Origin of the sequence: Marinomonas posidonica (genome assembly GCF_043643765.1) — a bacterium.
Taxonomy (GTDB): domain Bacteria; phylum Pseudomonadota; class Gammaproteobacteria; order Pseudomonadales; family Marinomonadaceae; genus Marinomonas; species Marinomonas posidonica_A.
The window spans coordinates 254,303-272,453 of record NZ_JBHZSP010000003.1 but is presented as its reverse complement, the minus strand read 5'-3'; the positions used below and the strand labels follow the sequence as shown (position 1 = coordinate 272,453).

Sequence of the window (18,151 nt, the reverse complement as noted above, 5' to 3'; positions counted from 1 at the left end):
CCTAAACTAATCAAATCACAACGAAAAAGTCTAAGGTTATTTACATGCGTGATGCCATTGAAATTCTGTCTTATCAAGATACTGCCAAAGCGCATTTGCATCAGCATACACAAATTGTTTTACCCTTATCAGGCCAACTCAATTTGGAAGTCGAAGGCCAACAAGCCAATGTCCAATTTGGCCAAGCTTGTATGATCTCAACCGAACAAGCACATACTCATTTGGCCTTACAGGATAATCAATGTCTAATTCTCAACGCTCTGCCCATTTGGGATGAAAAACTCATTAGCACCAAAGCCTTTATTGAGCTAACACCGCAAGCCCAAGCCTATTTGCCTTTTCTTGCCAGCTTAGTGAAAGACAATAACATAACACGAAAACAACAAGCATTAGCGTTATTAGAACGTTTATTGCCCATCCCTAATGAACGCATTTTGCAGCCCGACCAAAGACTGCGTAACGCCATTTATTTACTCGAACAAGCAGAAAATGCTGATATGAGCATTGAGCAACTTGCCCAACATGTGCACTTAAGCCAAAGCCAATTGACAGTATTATTTAAACGCCATTTAAAAGTAACCCCTAAGCAGTATCAAAGATTACAACAGCTAAAACAGGCCAAGCACTGGCTCCATCACAGTAACCAAAGTCTAGAAGAAGTGGCAGAAAAAGTCGGCCTATCGAATGCTAGTGCCTTGGTGCGTTTATTTCGCCAATACGAAAACGTCACCCCAGGGCAATACCGACTTATTCCTGCTGACTGATTTCAAACGCGATTTCCCAGTTACGAATGAAACGCTGCTGTTTTGCATAATCTCGACCCACTAATAATTGCTGATCCAATTCTATAATCCCTGTTGGCCCTGGCGCACTCACCACAAAAGGATCATCTGCATTTTTCACATCAGGGTGAATTGGAAATAATAAACCTTGCTCTTGCATCATTTTTTGAGCGCGATCTGACAATAAAAAATCAATAAACAAGCCAGCATCCTGAGGGTTGGGCGCATTTTTAGGAACCAAGGCGGCGCGCATCAACATCAAAGTAAAATCTTTCGGCAAAATCATTTTGAGACGATCGTCGTCTTTTGCCCTTTGAGAAGCGTAAGAGCCAAGCAGGTTATAACCCAATACCAACTTACCGTCGGCCACATCGTCGATGATATTATGAGTGCAACAGTAGGTCTGTACATCGTGGCTACCAAACGCCTCCAACAGACGCCCCCATGTTAAATCCGCCTGACGTGCATCCTGACTCGCCAAAAGATACCCAACACCACTTTGACGAATATCATAGGTGCCAATACGTTTTGTCATGGCTTGCCCATGCTGTCGTATGGTCTGCAATAACGACTGTCGGTCTTCTGGCAAAGGCCCAGGAAAGGCGTCTTTGTTTACCAGCATCACAATCGGCTCTAATGAAAACGCAAAAAGCTGGTCACGCCACTTAAAATCTTGCGGTAGATTGTCCGTTAAACTCGACTGATAGGTTCGGGCATAACCATCATTAACCAACTTAAAATGCAGATCCATTGCACTGCTAATGGCCAAACTCGCCACTGGACTCGATTGTTCCTCAATGGTCAAATAATAGAGCTCAAGGGTATTCACATCACGATAAGCCACTCGCACGTCTGGATATTGCGCGACAAAATCCTGCAAAATGGGTTCAAAGGACGTCAAGTCCAAAGCCGAGTTAATCACTAATACCCGTGACGCATTCTTTTTCCCAAACCAAACGGTTGGCGATTCGGCCCAAGCTAAGGACAAACCAAAACACATGATAAACGCCAGCCATGCTTTCATCAGATTCGTCCTCTAAAAAAGCTCAATTTGTCTATGTCCACCTGAAAGGTCGTGCCCTTGGGTTGAGTATCGAGAATTTCGATGTGAGCATGGTGATGATCTAAAATGTCTTTCACCATAGACAAACCAACACCACTTCCAGCGATATCATAACGAGCCCGATAAAAGCGCTCAAATACGCGCTCTTTTTCTTCTTCAGCAATGCCATCACCATAATCAATCACCTGAATACGGTAGGTTTTCGGCAACTCCTCTACTCGAACAATCACATCTGTTTGCTGCTGTTCTTGATGGCCACTATATCGCACCGCATTTTCAATTAAATTTTGCATCATCTGCTGAAGCGAAAAACCATCACCAAGCACCAAAGCCTCCTGAAGAGAGCATTCGTAAGACAAACGCACTCCTTGATGCAAAGCGGGCACCGCGTGTTCACGACAAGACGCCGTAATAGGCACCAATAAATCCATAGGCTCTAATCGGTGAGTTTGCAATCGATGAGACACCACCGCTTGATTCAATAATAAAGTAACGGTCTGACTCAAATAATCACACTGGCGAACGATATTCGCTAGGGCCTGATGCTGCTTTTCTGGTGAAGTATTATCACGTGCATTTTCTGCTAATGCCTTCAGACTTGCCAACGGTGTTCGTAATTGATGCGCTGCGTCAGCGGTATAATTTTCAAGTTGTTCAAGATTTTTTTGCAAGCGTGCCATAAAGTGGTTGATGGCCACTTTTAGGTGATGGGTTTCTTTCGGAGTATTGATCGTAATGGGGGTCAAATCCCCTTTTACGCGTTCTTCTAGTGCCCACTCAATACGATGCAGAGGACGCAATACCAAATGACTGCCGATCATAATTAAGGCAATGGCAACCAACGCAATTAATACCACCACCTCAACGGCACGCTGAGTAATGGAGGAAGCCATTTTTTCCCTAGACAAGCGTGTTTGACCTAAGATGATACGAACAGTTTGTGCGCTTTCAGGATTGGTAAGATGACGCTCAAGCCAGGCAAATCGAACCGATTCTCCGGAATAACTTTGATTATAAAATTGCATTTGATCCAAAACAGGTTGTTTTGGCGGTTGGGAGCCAAGGTTATCATAGCCAGTAATAAAACCCTGCTCTAGACTCTCAACTTTATAAAACACTCGATCTTCATCAGCTTGAGCTAGAGTAGCGAACGCGGACCAAGGAATATCAACACTGACCTGGTTGTCTATCAGTGCGACATTTTCATCCATTTGCAATAAGGCACTGCGTAACAGTCGATCATAGGATAAATCCGCCAATTGGCGACTGTAATCAAAAATTAGATTTATCGCAATGCCTGCAATAACGCATATAACAATGACACCTGAGACAATAAAACGAAAGCGTAATGAAGGGGCTTTTTTTAAAGCCAGCTTCTCATCATCACTCAGATTTTGTGGGCTGAGTGATTTCTGCCACATAACCAATTCCCCTCAATGTACTGATCATTAAATCGCCTTTCAGCATTTTTTTGCGCAAGCGCCCAACATACAACTCAATGGCATTCGGCCCTGGCGTTTCATTGAAATTAAAAAGGTGATCGGTTATTTCATCTTTGCTTAATACTCGCCCTAGGTGCCCAAGGAAGATCTCCAGCAAGCGAAATTCACGATTGGTGATGAGCGTTAATTCACCTTCAATAAACACCTGTCGACTGTCACGATTTACTTGAATATTACCATGCTCTGTTACGTTGGTGGCGTAGCCTTGCTTACGTCTTAATAAAGCTCTACATCTAGCTTCGAGTTCACCAAAGTCAAAGGGCTTGGTCAAATAATCATCTGCACCAGCATCCAACAAACGAATACGATCATCAATGTGATCACGAGCCGTTAAAATAAGCACCGGTGTATCATCATCACGCTGTCGCAATTTTTGTAATAATTGCAGACCAGACAACCCCGGCAAATTCAAATCCAGTAAAATCAAATCCACAGATTGATAACGCAGCATTTCATCTGCCTGCTTACCATCTGTTATCAAATCAACACCATGACCAAGCGAGGTTAACCGCTCATATATGGCTTGACCTAATACCTGAGTGTCTTCGACGACTAAAATTCTCATAAGGGGCCTGCTAATTCATTATTATTTTTTGGTATAACGCAAAAAAATTCGAACAGTAAATACCGTCCGAATTTTTCAGTTTCTAATAATTGCTTTAGTAACTAGCGAGTACTATTTTTTGATCTCGCCATTTTAGCACGGACAATTGGACCAACAATAATAGGCAGAACTAAGCCAAGAATTGCCACAGTCCAAAGACCAATACTCAAGCCACTATTAAAAAGCACACCCCAATCACCATCCGATAACACCAATGCATGACGTAAGCTTTTTTCCATTTCCGGCCCAAGCAACATCCCCAAAATAATTGGCACTAATGGAATATCGACTTTGCGGAAAATATAACCCGCGACACCAAAGCCCACCATGAAATACAAATCTAAAGCACTATGACTGACAGAGTAAATCCCCACAGATGCAATCAAGGTCACAATCGGCATAAGATATTTCGGTGGAATGCTCAACAATTTAACGAAGATGCCAACCATCGGAATGTTCAACAGGAGCAATACTAGGTTACCAACAAACATCGCGGCAATCACACCCCAAACCAGATCCGCATTTTGCTGAAACAACATAGGGCCAGGTGAAATATTTAACGAAATCAACATAGCTAACAATACGGCGGTCGTACCACTACCTGGTACACCTAAGGTCAGCATTGGCACCAAGGCTCCTGAAGCGGCACCGTTGTTACCCGCCTCTGGGGCAGCCACACCTCGAGGATCACCTTTACCAAACTCACCTTTATCAGAAGTCCGTTTCTCCAGCGTGTAACTGATAAAACTCCCCAAAGACGCACCAGCACCAGGCAAAACACCAGAAACAAAGCCCAGCAAAGCACCACGAATGGACGCTGGCAATACGGCAATAATGTCTTTTGCCGACAACTTTAACTTATTAATCGCCACTTGCTTTAAACCATCACCCGCATGGCGTTCAAGGAAAAACAGCAATTCACTGATGGCAAACAAACCAACAATGGCAATAATGAAATCTACCCCTTCAAACAACTCTAAGGTATTAAAGGTATAACGCTGAACACCAGTCGAAATGTCAATTCCTACCGTCGCAATCATTAAACCAATGGCCGCCGCCATAAGGGTTTTAAATTGGTTCTTACCTGTGATACCACCAAGTGTCGCAAAGGCCAACGCAAATAAAGCAAAATATTCAGATGGGCCAAACTTCAACGCAAATTTCGCTAAGATCGGTGCCAGAATAACTAAACCAATGGTAGCAATAAAGCTACCGATAAACGAAGCAATGGCCGAAATGGCTAAGGCTTCAGCGGCTTTACCTTTTAGCGCCATTGGGTAACCGTCTAAACAGGTCATCATGGCTGGCTCATCACCAGGAATGTTTAACAAGATAGAGGAGATACGGCCCCCATACATGGCCCCAGCATACACAGAGGTCAACAAGATAAGTGACGACGTAGGTGATAAACCCAAGCTAAATGCCAATGGGATCAAAATGGCTACACCATTAGCCGGCCCAAGACCAGGCAGAGCACCGATAAGCGTTCCCAGAATCGCCCCCGCCACGGCAAACATAATACTTTCTGGCGATAATGCAACGGCAAAGCCTTGCATCAATAAGCTGATCGTATCCATATTAAAACTCCAATAAACCGAGTGGCAGAGCTAACTCAAGCACATGATTGAATAAGAAGAAGATGGCAACAGAACTAATCACACCGGTAATAACACTCTTCGATACACTTGCCCCCATGCGCCAGCATAAAAACGTCACGACCAATGCGGCGGCCGGCATAAACCCAATAGGTTCAATCGCCCAAGCAAAAACCAACATTGCCAACACCACAATAGTCAGTTCCACTAACATAGCCGCTGGAGCCCACTTCTCATCTGGGTCTGGTTTTACCATCATATAAATTGAGCTGATCCCGAGAATAATGGACAGCATAATAGGAAAAGTTTCAGGTCCGACACTTTCATGCCCACCAAAAGGCACCGGAAATTGAGTCGCTTCCCAACCATAGGCAACGGCGAGAATTAGCATCAGCATGCCAAACACACGATCATTTACGCGCATGTTTCTGCTCCATGTTAGTTAATCAGTAGAATTTAAAAAGAGAAAACAGGAGGGGTTCCCCCCTCCAAATAGCGGTGCGCTATTAGCGGATCAAACCAATGTCTTTCGATAGGATTTGAATGTCCAAAGTTTGATTTTTAACGAATTGAGTGAACTCGGCACCTGATTTATGGAATGGCATCAGGCCATTCTTAGTCATGATGTCTTTCCATTCTTGAGTGGTGTACAACTCGTTCATGGTATCTACCCACCAATCGTAGGACTCTTGACTGGCATTACCTGGTACGTAAAAACCACGCCAGTTTGGAGCAACAGAATCGATACCTTGCTCCATGGCCGTTGGAATAGCGTTAAATGGCGCAGGCAAACGTTGCTCCGATAGCACCGCTAGCACACGTAAATCACCAGAATCCATAAAGCCTTTTACTTCGGAAACATCACCAGTAAAAGCATCTACGTGACCACCAACAACCTGAACTAAGGCTTCAGAGCCACCACTAAACGCCAAGTAACGGACTTTTGGTAAATTCTCAACGTGCGCTTTTTGCGCTGTCATCAAGACTTTTAGATGATCCCAACCACCAGATGCACTACCTCCAGCGAATTTCACTGAAGTTGGATCTTGCTTAAGGGCGTCAATTAATTGATTAAGAGAAGTGTATTTTGAGTCTTTACCAACGGCGATGATGCCGTAATCCGCACCCAATGTACCAACCCATTTCACTTGATCTGAGTTCATACCAGGAAATTGCCCTTGAGCAAGGCGAGTTGTGGTTGCCGTACTAGCTGCAACAATCAGATTATCATCTTTGGCACGTTTACTGACCGTGTGCGCAAACGCTACTCCACCACCAGCACCGGACATATTGACCGTTTGCACATTGCCTTTGATGTAATCTTGGTCAACTAAAACCTTACCGACACTACGACAAGTGAAATCCCAACCACCACCAGGGTTTGCTGGGGCGATACATTCAGCACTGCGAGCAGGTTCATAGGCATGAGCCTGTCCGACCAAAGAAAGTGCAACCGCACCAGAGACAAGAACAGACTTCAAAGATAGGTGTTTAAGCATGATTTTCTCCTGCTTGTTATTGTTTTTGTTAGCGAGTCAAGTTTCTAAAATTGAATGATCAGTAAACTTGATGGACTTCACCTTACCTTTCAAACCTGTCACCACCCTGTCAATGTCCTTTTTTATTTTGCTTTATTAGTAAAAAAACGTGTTTTTAACAACACTTTTACGCTTTTTTAACAATGCCAAAACGCCTTTAACCCCATAAACTGTAGATAAATCTATTATTAAGGACAATTAATGAGTACTGCTATGTCGATTCCTTCCTCACCACAAGCCACTCTCATTGGCAGCATTGCCATTCTGCTGTGGAGTATTTTAGCTCTGTTTACGACACAAGCAGGTCTTGTCCCACCTTTGCTTCTGTTAACCCTAACGTTTGGTGTAGCGACAATACTATTTTTCTGTGTTTATCTTGCTAAAGGAGAAATCAAAGCCTCTTGGCAAGGCACCCCCAAAAGCGCCATCGCCATGGGTGGCCTAGGCTTTTTTTGCTATCACTTTTGTTATTTCTATGCTTTTCAGCACGCACCACCAGTGGAAGCTGGCCTCATCGCCTATTTATGGCCACTGCTGATTGTGTTAATGGCCGGTATGACCAAGGGAAATTATCTATATTGGACTCACCTCGTTGGTGCCATCGTTGCTTTTATTGGTACGGCCATCATGTTGCAATCAAAAGCCCCCTTATCAGATAGCAACAATATTGAAGTACATTGGACTGGGTATGCCGCGGCTTTTGCTTGTGCCCTACTGTGGTCTAGTTATTCTGTGGCTAACCGACGCTATCAACATGTACCGTCAAGCTCTGTGCTTTGGTACTGCCTAATCACCACAATACTGGCAGGCATTAGTCACTTCGCAATGGAAACCACACCAGATACTCTATCAAGCAGTACCTGGGTCGCCATTCTTGGTCTAGGATTAGGGCCAGTTGGTGTGGCGTTTTTCTGCTGGGACTTTGGTGTTAAACGTGGCAATTTGTCTTTATTAGGCGTGTTGTCTTATACCGCCCCCGCTCTTTCTACAGCTTGGCTTGGTCTGTTTACAGAAGCAGAACTAACCCAAGGGCAAATCATCGCCTGCTTATTCATTACGTTTGGTGCCCTGTTCGCCAGTTTCATGCCAAATAAAAAGCCAGAAACAAAAATGCCCCAAACATAAGGGGCATTGTTACTAACTAAATGATCTGTCATGGCTAGGCGACGGATTGAGTCACTTGCCCTAGGGTTCTTGGCATACGCTGCAAATACGCTTCCATCTCAGCCATACCATTAGGCTGATCCACTTTTACGCCCAAATCTCGCATAGTACTACCTAGGGCATGCAAGGTGCGGAACAGGTTGTGTTCACGACATTGCTCACCCATTTGACCAATGCGCACAATAGGTTGTCCAAATGAACCGGCTATTTCAACTCGATATACATCCGAAATATGATGACAAATTTGATTGGCAGTCAATCCTTGCGGAATATTAATCCCAACCACAGAATTCAGTCGCGCTTCTGACGCAACGAACAACTCTAGCCCCATTCCTTCGATCCCCGTCTGCAAGGCTTTTGAGCAACGTAAGTGACGAGCAAATCGTTGCTCAAGTGTCTCTTCACATACCAGCTTCAAGGCTTCATGAAGCGCCATGATGCCAGAAACAGGCGCGGTATAATGATAGCCATTTTTATGCCAGAAATTTTCCGCCAATTGCACATCAAAACACCACTGTGCGGTAGGCTGAGTACGACGTTTAATAGCGGACCAAGCCTCATCCGAAAAAGCCAACAAAGACGCACCAGGAATAGAAGATAAACCTTTTTGACCGCCAGTAATTACCACATCCACTTGCCACTCATCCATCTTTAACGGCATGGTACTCAAGGTACAAACCGCATCAACCACCACCAAACAGCCATAAGATTTTGCGATTTTAGCGATGTCTTCCAAGGTGTGATTAAACACCGTATTAGAGGTTTCACCCTGAACCAAGGTAACCACTTTGGGGCGCGTTTCTTCAATCGCTTTACGCACCCGTTCAGGGTCCGCCGCTTCATACGTACCAACATGCAATTCATGAACATCGGCACCGACACGAGCCGCCATCTCTGCCATACGATGACTAAAGAAACCATTGTTGATACACAAGATTCGCTCATCTTTTTGCAACAAATTGGCCACCGCCATTTCCATCGCCGCCGAGGCCGGCCCCGCTACACCCAAAACCCATTCGGATTCAGTTTGAAAAACGTAGCGCGCCATGGACTTAACCTGGTCAATTACTTGGGCCATGACACTCCCCAAATGATTAATCACCACAGAGTTGGCTTTAGCGACGCGCTCTGGAATGGGCACAGGACCCGCCCCCATCATCAATAAAGGCTCGTGTGGCAGAATTTCATCTAAAGATTTTACCAGTGGTGGTGTCACGCCAAGTGGCGATGAAGCAGTCATTGAATACAACCTAATTTGTCAGAGTAAAGAAAAACAACTACCGATTATAAATACGTTTTCGCACATTAATCAGTAGAAAATCTCGTATTTTGCAATTTAACAAAATATTATTTCGAAATAGTAACGTATTCTGCGTAACTTTAAGAGACAAGAAAATGAAAAGAGTGTAATCCACCAGAGGCCAACCTTTTCGCGTTAGATCTGACTTCTTTTCATGAAAACAAGCAGCTTTTTTTACTCTGCGAGAATCACGACAAGTATGAGATAATGGCAAAAATCTTCAATGATAAGGCTATTTTATGATTACTTGTGGTGTCGAAATCAAAGGCAGTGAAGCCATTCTTTGTCTCATGTCGAAAGAAGACGGCTTATTTCAAATTCCTGACTGTCGTCAAATCCGACTTCCCTTAAACAATCCGAATGACAGTGAAAACATACGCAAACTACAGTTCACACTCAAAAAGCTTTTCGAAGACTATAAAGTCACTCAGGTCGCCATCAAAGAGCGCCCAACCAAAGGAAAATTTGCCGGCGGAGCCGTTGGATTTAAAATTGAAGCAGCACTGCAACTCATCGACAGTGTTCAGGTGGATCTGTTCAACAGTAGTAAAATCAAAGAAACCTTGCAAAATAGCCCATTGCCGATTCCCTTCAAAGCAACAGGATTGAAAGCCTTTCAGGAAGGCGCCTTTACGGTCGCCTATGTGGCGTTGTCTCAAGACTGATTTTTTTATGCGTAAAGCCAGACACTAAAGCGGTGTCTGGCAAAGCATAGAATGAACAAGACTTTTTAGATTAAGCATAAGCGATAAAGTCAAAATCCATGCTCTCTGCCTTAGAGAACACCAAGCTCAACCCACTATCTGTTACCCAAAATCAGACCACCACCTAATACAATGAAAATCGTATGATAGATTTTTGAAAATGCCTTACTGAGCCCACTTGCTTGCAATGCATTTGAAATGTTTTTAGCAAGATAAGAGTACGCAAGATGGACCGAGATGACGATCAGACAGATAGAAGCAAACATGATCAAAAATTGCAGTGTCACCGCATGATCTGGCGATACAAACTGAGGCAAAAAAGCCGATAAAAAAATAACTGTTTTGGGATTACTTGCAGAAACGAAGAACCCGGTTTTAAAACACGACGGCACTGCCTTCTCTTCTTCTTTCTGCCCCAGTTTCTTGCCTTCCCCCTCTTTCCTTCGTTGATTCAACAATCCAGTCACGCCCAGATATATAAGATAAACTCCGCCAATCACCTTTAGGATAAAAAACGCCATCGGCGATTTCTCTAGCATGGCTCCAGCACCACAAGCCACTAAAAGGACGATAATAGCTTGGCAGGTAAGGTTCCCAAGAATCGACAACAAAGCTTTACGATACCCATACTTAACGGCATTCTGAACCACAAAAATGACGTTTGGCCCAGGGGCCAAAGTAATGAATAAGTAGGCACAAAAAAACAAAAACCACAGTTCAATCTTCAAAACACACTCCCTGTTATTTTTCCCAAATCATTTACCAATGTAACCGAACAACCTTCAGACTCTTAATGCCACAACTTGCGCCACATCAGCTCACCAAAAAAACGCACAGAGGTGGTTTTGCACCAAAAGAGTGCCCTATTTTTTCCTTCCCAGGATCACCAACAGTACACCACCTAATACAATCGCACTCGCTGAAACAAGGTGTAAGCTGATGTTTTCAGCCGCAAACACCACACCCCCAAAGGTGGCAATAATAGGCACCAGAAGCTGTAGCACCGCAGCCATAGAAGCACTGATTAGAGGCAGAACGGCGTACCAAAGCGCATAACCCAACCCCGACATGACCGCACCAGATAACACGGCAAGTAAAATCCCATCAACACGGCTCTGCAACACACCGAAGAGATTAACCAGAACCAGCAATATCACCAACATCGGCAAGGTACGCACAAAATTAGACGCTGTGGCGAACAAAGGAAAACGAGAGTTTTTACCTCGCCAGGTATACAAGCCCCACGCCACGCCAGCTAAGGTCATCAGCACAAAGCCAGTCAATGAAGGAGAGGTTAATGTAGGTAACACTAAATACACAAAACCGGAAAAAGCCAACACCAGTCCAAACCATTCAAGTCGTCCCAATGTCTGTCCGAAATAGATAGCAAAACCAATTAAGGTTAACTGAACTGCAGCAAACAAAATCAACGCGCCCACACCAGTCGACAGGGTAATGTAGGCATAGGAAAAGCCGACAGCATAGACAAACAAGGCCGTTGCTGACGCCCAGCTGCCTTCCTGCATCATACTAGACAAAGTCACCCTGCCCTTTACTAGTCGATGAATCAAGCACAATAAAATCAGAGTAATGGCACCACTCAGTAGACGCCAAAGGGTAAAGCTTCCAGGGTCAATCAAACCATCCGCTAATGCTAAACGATTCAAAACTGAATTGGCGGCAAACGCCATCAGAGCCAAAAATATCCCGACATACAAACGTAGCAAACTTGTCATCTAATTGTTTAAAACCCTAGTTAAGCTGATAAAAGGAAAGCCTACTGTCACGCACTGGCACCACATTTGCAAGACTAACCTTAACGTCCAACAGCAATACCTTGATGGACTCACAATTGGAAACGAGATGACAAGCCTATTAATATTTACAGACCTAGATGGCACATTATTGGATCACCACACCTACAGCTTCGAACCAGCAAAGTCTGCCATGCTATCTCTTAAAACTTTTGCTATTCCTTGCGTCATTAATACCAGCAAAACCTTTCATGAATTACTTCCACTCAGAAAAGCCTTAAACCACCTTGACCCTTTTATCGTTGAAAATGGTTCAGCTATTTACATTCCAAAAGCCCTTGAATTAGATATTAAAGAACCTTTAGAAGAGGTTGGTGATTATTGGCTAAAGGCATTCGGCCCCAAGCGGGAAGCGCTAATCAAAATGACTGACGACCAACAAGAGGCATTCACCTTCCAACGTTTTAGTGACATGAGCGTTGACCAGCTAATCAAGTTAACCGGATTAAGCGAAGAAAATGCCAAGCTTGCTATGCAAAGAGAGTTCACTGAACCTATGGTATGGACAGACTCCAACCAAGCTCTACAAGGCTTTCGCGATTATCTAAAACCCTATGGGGTACAAATTCAAAAAGGGGGGCGTTTTTCCCACTTAATGGGGAAAGACTGTGATAAAGCCAATGCCATGCTCTGGTTAAAAGACCTGTATCAAAGCCAACATTTGGACGACGAACTCATTACCACTATGGCGCTAGGAGACGGTGAGAATGACATTGGCATGCTCAGCAAAGCCGACATTCCTGTAGTGATTCGCTCACCCGTTCATGCGCCACCAGAAGTACCAAATCGAAGTGACGCTTGGTTGACTGACGATTACGGCCCTAAAGGTTGGGCACAAGCTATTAACCAAGTATTAATCAAGCAAGGCATTTTATAACCCAAGGCTCGACAAAAATAACGAACAGACATTTCAATTTTAGGAGATTAATAATGGGTGACTTTCATCAAAACGGTATCATCACCACGCTTCACAACCTAGCACACCGACCCCTTGAAGAAATGGAAAAAGAGCTTTGCGAATTTGCAAAGACTCGTCCTATGTCCCTGATTCTGCCCTGTTTGTATTCCGAGCTAGAAACAGCGGCCATGCCAAACATCATTAAGCATCTTCAACAAGTCCCCTATTTATCAGAGATCATTATAGGTTTGGACCGAGCCACCGAAGAGCAATACCGCCATGCTTTAGAATTTTTCAGTGTGTTACCGCAAAACTATAAAGTTCTGTGGAACGATGGCCCTCGACTAAGAGAAATTGACAGTGTTTTAAAAGGTGAAAACCTTTCCCCTTCTGATCCAGGGAAAGGACGAAATGTTTGGTTCTGTATGGGTTACAACCTTGCCGCCGGCAAAGCGGAATCAATTGCCATGCATGACTGCGATATTGTGACTTATGACCGCGAGTTATTAGCACGGTTAATCTACCCTGTAGCCAACCCCAATTTTAACTACGAGTTCTGCAAGGGCTTTTATGCTCGTGCAGCCAATGGCAAGATGAACGGCCGAGTCAGTCGTTTGTTAGTGACGCCTTTGCTCTACTCATTGAAGAAAGTGTTGGGACACCTTGATTATTTAGATTATCTCGACAGCTACCGCTACCCATTAGCTGGAGAGTTTTCTTTCCGTCGTGATGTGATGACGGATCTACGCATCCCAAGTGACTGGGGACTTGAGATTGGTGTGTTAAGTGAAATGTACCGTAACTATTCACCTAACCGTTTATGCCAAGTCGACATTGCCGACATTTACGATCATAAACATCAAGATTTATCCGCTGATAACGATGATGGTGGCTTATCGAAAATGTCCATCGACATCACCAAAGCCATTTTCCGTAAATTGGCAACCAATGGCACCATTTTCAATCAGGAAACTTTCCGTACAATAAAAGCCACCTACTTCCGCGTTGCACTGGACTTCATCGAAACTTACCGTAATGATGCTGAAATTAATGGCCTAAAACTGGACGTGCACACGGAAGAACAGGCCGTTGAATTATTTGCCAGCAACATCATGAAAGCTGGCAACCAATATTTAGAAAACCCAATGGAAACTCCGTTTATTCCAAGTTGGAATCGTGTCATCAGTGCTTTCCCTGGCGTGATGTCACAACTGGCCGACGCAGTCGAAAAAGATATGAACGAGTTTGGCCCGAAGTAATCGGGCTAACCGCGTTAACTGAGTGAGCGCTACGGCGTTGTTTTCAATCACTTGAAATAGCAGGAATTCACTATGGAACATGCTCCCTTATCACAATTAGAGCAAAGGTTAATGGCGCATTTGCAGCTTCTTTACCCAACACTTGATCACAAAGAGTTGGCGAGAAAGTGTTTAGCAACCTTCTTTCTTGATCCAGCGACCGAGTCGCCTCGACCTCATAGAAACTTATGGGATCAGTCCGACGTCATGCTGATCACGTACGCAGATACCTTGCGTAAAAAAGGCGAAGCGCCATTAGAAACCTTGCATAATTTTGTCAAAAGCAAACTGGCCTGCTGCATTTCCGCTGTTCACCTTTTGCCTTTCTTTCCCTACAGTTCAGATGACGGTTTCAGTGTAATGGATTACACCACCGTCAATCCTTCATCCGGTAACTGGGATCATGTGTCCAACTTATCGAAAGATTTTAAAGTCATGGGTGATTTGGTCATCAACCATTGTTCAAGTCGCAGCATGTGGTTTGAAAACTATAAAGCGGGCGTCGAACCTGGCGCCACTTTCTTCTATGAAGCAGACCCAAATGTCGATTTAAGCGCCGTGGTCAGACCTCGGACCTCTCCGCTGCTGCGTGAAGTAAAAACCCAAAACGGTGAAAAACACGTATGGTGTACTTTTAGTCACGATCAGGTCGATTTGAATTTTGAAAACCCAGATGTTTTGATCGAATTCCTTCGTATTATTCGTCTGTATTTAGAAAAAGGGATTCGCTGGTTCCGACTGGACGCCGTCGCATTCCTTTGGAAAATCCCAGGGACAACTTGCATTAACTTACCCCAAACCCACGAAATGATTCGTCTATTGCGTTTAATGATAGAGCATTATGCCCCTGAAGCTGTGATCATCACCGAAACTAACATTCCAAATCAGGAAAACCTAACCTACTTTGGTAACGCCAACGAAGCCCACTTGATTTACAATTTCTCCTTACCTCCTTTGTTGATCAACAGTTTGGTCACGGGTAACTGTCATCACTTAAAACAATGGTTGATGAGCATGCCACCTGCACAGCAAGGTACGACATACCTAAACTTCATTGCTTCGCACGATGGTATAGGTTTGCGCCCAACGGAAGGTTTGTTGTCAGAATGGGAACTGGAAACACTCATTAACACCATGAAGCGTTTTGGTGGCAAACTCAGCTCACGCACCACACCACAAGGCGAAGCCAAACCGTATGAGATCAACATCAGTCTATGGGATGCCTTATCAGGTTCCGCGCACCAAGGGCCAGACCAATGGCAGTTTGCTCGCTTCCTGTGTGCCGCAGGCGTGATGATGGCGCTAGAAGGCGTTCCCGCGTTTTACATTCACAGTCTTTTCGGGACAGAAAATGACTTTGAACGGGTCGATAATACGGGGCACTTCCGTTCGATCAATCGCCATATTTGGGACATGGATGAATTAGATCACGCACTGAATACACCGACTCACCATCAAAAAGTCTTTAACAGTGTCACTAACTTGTTAAAAGTGCGTCGCGCTCAACCGGCTTTCCACCCCAATGCTACGCAATACATCTTGCACATGGGGGAAAACCTCTTTGCTTTTTGGCGCCAAAGCCTAGACAGACGACAAAGCCTCTTTGCGGTATACAACATGACAGATCAGCCACAACATTTTAACTTGTCAGAGTTAAATCTAATCGCAACGGACATTTGGACAGATATTGTTTCAGAACAAGTATATGAAGATCATCTGGGTAAAGTCACCCTAATGCCTTATCAATTTGTTTGGTTGGCTAATAAGAAGGGGAAAATCAAAGATGATTAAGAGACGACGAAGCTCTTCATGAATGCAGATCAAACGTAAACACATGTCACGCTGTACTTAAACAACTCTATAAAAATGCGACCTTATGACATCATACGGTCGCATTTTTTATCACTAAAGAATCAACAAAAGACGCTTCTACAAAACAAACACATCAGTGTTATACGGCTTCATCTGACTCTAACACCACGTCTTCGGCCAAAAAGCCTCCTGTCTGATGTGCCCATAGCGCCGCATAAATGCCTTTTGCCTTGACTAATTCTTCATGACTACCTTGCTCTATCACATGACCTTTGTCCAAGACAATCAATCGATCCATCGCGGCAATGGTTGATAAACGGTGAGCAATGGCGATGACGGTTTTACCTTGCATGAGCTTATACAAACTGTCTTGGATCGCGGCTTCAACTTCAGAATCAAGAGCGGATGTCGCCTCATCTAAAATCAACAAAGGTGCGTCTTTTAGCAACACTCGAGCGATGGCCACACGCTGACGCTGACCGCCAGAGAGCTTAATGCCGCGCTCTCCGACCATGGCATCGTAACCGACATTGCCATATGGGTCGGTTAACGTCTGAATAAACTCATGAGCTTCGGCTTTTTTCGCCGCCGCAATCATCTCTTCTTCCGTGGCATCTGGACGACCATAAAGCAGGTTTTCCCGCACAGTACGATGCAACAATGACGTGTCTTGCGTCACCATACCAATCTGAGCACGCAGCGATTCCTGAGTCACTTGACTGATATCTTGGCCATCGATGCACACTTGCCCTGATTCAACATCATGAAAACGCATCAGCAAATTAACAATGGTCGATTTACCCGCGCCTGAGCGCCCAACCAAGCCCACTTTTTCGCCAGGCTTAATGGATAAAACCAACTCCTCAATGACTTTACGATCCGTTTTGCCGTAATGAAAATTCACCGCTTTGTAATCAATTTGACCTTGTGTGACCTGCAACGCTGGCGCGCTTGGTTTGTCTTCAATTTCGATCTCACGGGACAGGGTTTTCATACCATCATTGACCATACCAATGTTTTCAAACAAAGCACTGACTTCCCACATAATCCACTGGGACATGCCATTCAATCGCAGTGCTAAGCTCACCGAAATAGCAATGGCCCCCACACTAATCACACTGTCTGACCACAACCAGATAGACATGCCAGCGATCACAAACGCCAATAGATAATTACAGCCTTGTACACCAACATTCAGGAAGGTGACTAGACGCATTTGCTTGTACACGGTTTGCAAAAAGCCATCCATGCCTTCTTTGGCATAATCTGCTTCACGATCATGATGTGAAAACAGTTTCACCGTTGAGATATTGCTGTAACTGTCAACCACTCGTCCAGTCATAATAGAACGAGCATCGGCTTGCTCTGCCGATATTTTTTTCAACTTAGGCACAAAATAAAGCTGCAGCAAAACATAGCAAACCAGCCACCCCAACATAGGTAACATGAGTCGGTAATCCGCTTTAGCAATTAACACCACCATGGAAATAAAGTAGACACCAATATAAACCAATACATCCAACAGCTTCATCACGGTTTCACGAACCGCCAAGGACGTTTGCATCACCTTGGTGGAGATTCGCCCAGCGAACTCATCCTGGAAAAACGACATGCTTTGCTTGAGAATAAATTGATGCGATAGCCAACGAATTCGCATTGGATAATTGCCCAACAACACCTGATGAATAATGGCTGAATGGAAAAAGGTTAACAGCGGCATGGCCACCAGAATCATCAACCCCATTAACATCAAATGCGTACCTTCTTCAGCAAAAAAAGTACTCGGATCTTTATCGATCAACCAATCCACCAGCTGTCCCAAAAAACTAAACAGTGTTACTTCTAGAATCGCAATCAAGGCAGTTAAGCACGACATCAGTATCAATGGCAGTTCAACGCCTTTTGAGTAATGACGACAAAAAGCGTAAAGTGTGTTTGGCGCTTGCTTAGCTTCTTGTTGAGGATAAGCAGCAATCCATTTTTCAAAAAGTCCTAACATAATAGTCCTTGTCTCAGCCCGATGCAGATCAGTTAAAGCATCGACTAGGGTGCGGTGGGAAAAGAGTGGGTTGACGAA

At 44.3% G+C, this 18,151-nt stretch carries 16 protein-coding genes; 6 read left to right on the top strand and 10 right to left on the bottom strand.

Features of this window, described 5'->3' with window-relative positions; translation table 11 throughout:
• Positions 1-44 precede the first annotated feature (44 nt).
• A complete protein-coding gene (locus ACHUFM_RS05185; protein ID WP_394180224.1) occupies positions 45-764 on the top strand; it encodes an AraC family transcriptional regulator in 720 nt (239 codons plus the stop codon).
• Here ACHUFM_RS05185 and ACHUFM_RS05180 read toward each other — a convergent pair.
• The 6 genes from ACHUFM_RS05180 to ACHUFM_RS05155 form a co-directional block, all read right to left on the bottom strand.
• Positions 748-1,806, bottom strand: coding sequence for an ABC transporter substrate-binding protein (locus ACHUFM_RS05180; RefSeq protein WP_394180222.1), 1,059 nt, complete (start codon positions 1,804-1,806; stop codon positions 748-750). The two genes, ACHUFM_RS05185 and ACHUFM_RS05180, sit on opposite strands and share 17 nt — an antisense overlap.
• Positions 1,806-3,266: a sensor histidine kinase gene (locus tag ACHUFM_RS05175; protein ID WP_394180220.1), complete on the bottom strand. Its 1,461-nt coding sequence runs from the start codon at positions 3,264-3,266 to the stop codon at positions 1,806-1,808. Before ACHUFM_RS05175 ends, ACHUFM_RS05180 begins: the two co-directional genes overlap by 1 nt.
• The gene (locus ACHUFM_RS05170; protein WP_394180218.1) at positions 3,229-3,912 is read right to left on the bottom strand and encodes a response regulator transcription factor; all 684 of its coding nucleotides are present in this window, start codon (positions 3,910-3,912) and stop codon (positions 3,229-3,231) included. The genes ACHUFM_RS05175 and ACHUFM_RS05170 overlap by 38 nt, the downstream gene beginning before the upstream one ends.
• A 101-nt stretch (positions 3,913-4,013) precedes the next feature.
• Complete coding sequence (locus ACHUFM_RS05165; RefSeq protein ID WP_394180216.1) at positions 4,014-5,528, bottom strand: tripartite tricarboxylate transporter permease; 1,515 nt, start codon at positions 5,526-5,528, stop codon at positions 4,014-4,016.
• Position 5,529: 1 nt separating this feature from the next.
• A complete protein-coding gene (locus ACHUFM_RS05160) occupies positions 5,530-5,970 on the bottom strand; it encodes a tripartite tricarboxylate transporter TctB family protein (protein ID WP_394180214.1) in 441 nt (146 codons plus the stop codon).
• Between the two features lie 82 nt (positions 5,971-6,052).
• Complete coding sequence (locus tag ACHUFM_RS05155; protein WP_394180212.1) at positions 6,053-7,045, bottom strand: Bug family tripartite tricarboxylate transporter substrate binding protein; 993 nt, start codon at positions 7,043-7,045, stop codon at positions 6,053-6,055.
• A 240-nt stretch (positions 7,046-7,285) separates the two neighbouring features.
• Here ACHUFM_RS05155 and yddG point away from each other — a divergent pair, with 240 nt between their 5' ends.
• Complete coding sequence (yddG, locus tag ACHUFM_RS05150; RefSeq protein WP_394180210.1) at positions 7,286-8,209, top strand: aromatic amino acid exporter YddG; 924 nt, start codon at positions 7,286-7,288, stop codon at positions 8,207-8,209.
• Between the two features lie 34 nt (positions 8,210-8,243).
• On the opposite strand, the gene ACHUFM_RS05145 is transcribed toward yddG, so the two are convergent.
• Complete coding sequence (locus ACHUFM_RS05145; protein ID WP_394180208.1) at positions 8,244-9,488, bottom strand: pyridoxal-phosphate-dependent aminotransferase family protein; 1,245 nt, start codon at positions 9,486-9,488, stop codon at positions 8,244-8,246.
• A 299-nt stretch (positions 9,489-9,787) separates the two neighbouring features.
• Between ACHUFM_RS05145 and ACHUFM_RS05140 the strand changes: the two genes are divergently transcribed.
• Positions 9,788-10,213 carry a DUF3010 family protein gene (locus ACHUFM_RS05140; protein ID WP_394180206.1) on the top strand — a complete coding sequence of 142 codons (426 nt, stop codon included), beginning with the start codon at positions 9,788-9,790 and terminating at the stop codon, positions 10,211-10,213.
• 134 nt (positions 10,214-10,347) lie between these two features.
• On the opposite strand, the gene ACHUFM_RS05135 is transcribed toward ACHUFM_RS05140, so the two are convergent.
• On the bottom strand, positions 10,348-10,980 hold the full coding sequence (locus ACHUFM_RS05135; protein ID WP_394180204.1) for a LysE family translocator: 633 nt from the start codon (positions 10,978-10,980) through the stop codon (positions 10,348-10,350).
• Positions 10,981-11,115: 135 nt separating this feature from the next.
• Positions 11,116-11,988, bottom strand: coding sequence for a DMT family transporter (locus ACHUFM_RS05130; protein WP_394180203.1), 873 nt, complete (start codon positions 11,986-11,988; stop codon positions 11,116-11,118).
• A gap of 127 nt (positions 11,989-12,115) precedes the next feature.
• On the opposite strand from ACHUFM_RS05130, the gene ACHUFM_RS05125 reads away from it, so the two are divergent.
• The 3 genes from ACHUFM_RS05125 to ACHUFM_RS05115 all read left to right on the top strand — a co-directional run bounded on the left by ACHUFM_RS05125 (position 12,116) and on the right by ACHUFM_RS05115 (position 16,053).
• Entirely contained in the window at positions 12,116-12,943 is an 828-nt protein-coding gene (locus tag ACHUFM_RS05125; RefSeq protein WP_394180202.1) for an HAD-IIB family hydrolase, read from the top strand.
• A gap of 53 nt (positions 12,944-12,996) precedes the next feature.
• On the top strand, positions 12,997-14,223 hold the full coding sequence (locus ACHUFM_RS05120) for a glycosyltransferase family protein (RefSeq protein ID WP_063333375.1): 1,227 nt from the start codon (positions 12,997-12,999) through the stop codon (positions 14,221-14,223).
• Positions 14,224-14,295: 72 nt separating this feature from the next.
• Positions 14,296-16,053, top strand: coding sequence for an alpha-amylase family glycosyl hydrolase (locus tag ACHUFM_RS05115; protein ID WP_394180200.1), 1,758 nt, complete (start codon positions 14,296-14,298; stop codon positions 16,051-16,053).
• 160 nt (positions 16,054-16,213) lie between these two features.
• Here ACHUFM_RS05115 and ACHUFM_RS05110 read toward each other — a convergent pair whose 3' ends face one another.
• Complete coding sequence (locus ACHUFM_RS05110; RefSeq protein WP_394180198.1) at positions 16,214-18,073, bottom strand: ABC transporter ATP-binding protein; 1,860 nt, start codon at positions 18,071-18,073, stop codon at positions 16,214-16,216.
• Between the last annotated feature and the right edge of the window lie 78 nt (positions 18,074-18,151).

Coding starts and splice junctions, on each gene's coding strand:
- ACHUFM_RS05185 (WP_394180224.1), top strand. CDS start 45: ATGCGTGATGCCATTGAAATTCTGTCTTATCAAGATACTGCCAAAGCG.
- ACHUFM_RS05180 (WP_394180222.1), bottom strand. CDS start 1,806: ATGAAAGCATGGCTGGCGTTTATCATGTGTTTTGGTTTGTCCTTAGCT.
- ACHUFM_RS05175 (WP_394180220.1), bottom strand. CDS start 3,266: ATGTGGCAGAAATCACTCAGCCCACAAAATCTGAGTGATGATGAGAAG.
- ACHUFM_RS05170 (WP_394180218.1), bottom strand. CDS start 3,912: ATGAGAATTTTAGTCGTCGAAGACACTCAGGTATTAGGTCAAGCCATA.
- ACHUFM_RS05165 (WP_394180216.1), bottom strand. CDS start 5,528: ATGGATACGATCAGCTTATTGATGCAAGGCTTTGCCGTTGCATTATCG.
- ACHUFM_RS05160 (WP_394180214.1), bottom strand. CDS start 5,970: ATGCGCGTAAATGATCGTGTGTTTGGCATGCTGATGCTAATTCTCGCC.
- ACHUFM_RS05155 (WP_394180212.1), bottom strand. CDS start 7,045: ATGCTTAAACACCTATCTTTGAAGTCTGTTCTTGTCTCTGGTGCGGTT.
- yddG (WP_394180210.1), top strand. CDS start 7,286: ATGAGTACTGCTATGTCGATTCCTTCCTCACCACAAGCCACTCTCATT.
- ACHUFM_RS05145 (WP_394180208.1), bottom strand. CDS start 9,488: ATGACTGCTTCATCGCCACTTGGCGTGACACCACCACTGGTAAAATCT.
- ACHUFM_RS05140 (WP_394180206.1), top strand. CDS start 9,788: ATGATTACTTGTGGTGTCGAAATCAAAGGCAGTGAAGCCATTCTTTGT.
- ACHUFM_RS05130 (WP_394180203.1), bottom strand. CDS start 11,988: ATGACAAGTTTGCTACGTTTGTATGTCGGGATATTTTTGGCTCTGATG.
- ACHUFM_RS05125 (WP_394180202.1), top strand. CDS start 12,116: ATGACAAGCCTATTAATATTTACAGACCTAGATGGCACATTATTGGAT.
- ACHUFM_RS05120 (WP_063333375.1), top strand. CDS start 12,997: ATGGGTGACTTTCATCAAAACGGTATCATCACCACGCTTCACAACCTA.
- ACHUFM_RS05115 (WP_394180200.1), top strand. CDS start 14,296: ATGGAACATGCTCCCTTATCACAATTAGAGCAAAGGTTAATGGCGCAT.
- ACHUFM_RS05110 (WP_394180198.1), bottom strand. CDS start 18,073: ATGTTAGGACTTTTTGAAAAATGGATTGCTGCTTATCCTCAACAAGAA.